General features: G+C 43.8%; 1 protein-coding gene. It reads left to right on the forward strand.

Annotated elements, in window-relative coordinates:
* On the forward strand, window positions 1–771 hold a 771-nt coding region (locus tag NMM17_RS09550), incomplete at both ends, for a DUF1542 domain-containing protein (protein WP_254754332.1).

Below are 771 nucleotides of genomic sequence, written 5' to 3' on the forward strand. Positions count from 1 at the left end.
GGCTAAGAAAGCAGTGGAAGACGCGTTAGCTGAGAAGATTAAAGAAATTGAAGCAAACAATGACTTAACAGACGAAGAGAAGACTGCGGCTAAAGAAGAAGCTAAAGCCAAAGCAGACGCAGCGAAGACTGCGATTGATAATGCGACAACAAACGCAGGAGTGGACCAAGCTAAGGCTAATGGAACAACAGAAGTAAACAATGTAACTCCAACGCCAGTAGCAAAACCAGTAGCTAAGAAAGCAGTGGAAGACGCGTTAGCTGAGAAGATTAAAGAAATTGAAGCAAACAATGACTTAACAGTAGAAGAAAAAGCCAAAGCCAAAGCAGAAGCTAAGGCCAAAGCCGACGCAGCGAAAGATGCAATCGACAACGCGACAACAAATGCCGAAGTCAATCAAGCTCAGTCAACTGGAACAACAGAAGTAAAAGCTGTAAACCCAGATGCAGTAGCGAAGACAGCAGCTAAGGGAGCCATCGACGAAGCTCTGAAAGCTAAAACTGATGAAATCGACTCTCGTACAGACTTAACAGACGAAGAGAAAATTGTGGCTAAATTAGATGCAAAAGCCAAAGCTGACGCAGCAAAAGAAGCAATCGACAAAGCAACAACAGATGCCGAAGTCAATCAAGCTCAGTCAACTGGAACAATAGAATTAAAAGCTATAGATCCACAACCAGTAGCGAAGTCAGCAGCCAAACAAGCCATCGACGAAGCTCTGAAAGCTAAGACTGCCGAAATAGATGCACGTACAGACTTAACAGATGAGGA

The organism is Streptococcus sp. CF7_Ac1-12, from assembly GCF_024295905.1.
GTDB lineage: Bacteria > Bacillota > Bacilli > Lactobacillales > Streptococcaceae > Streptococcus > Streptococcus mitis_AP.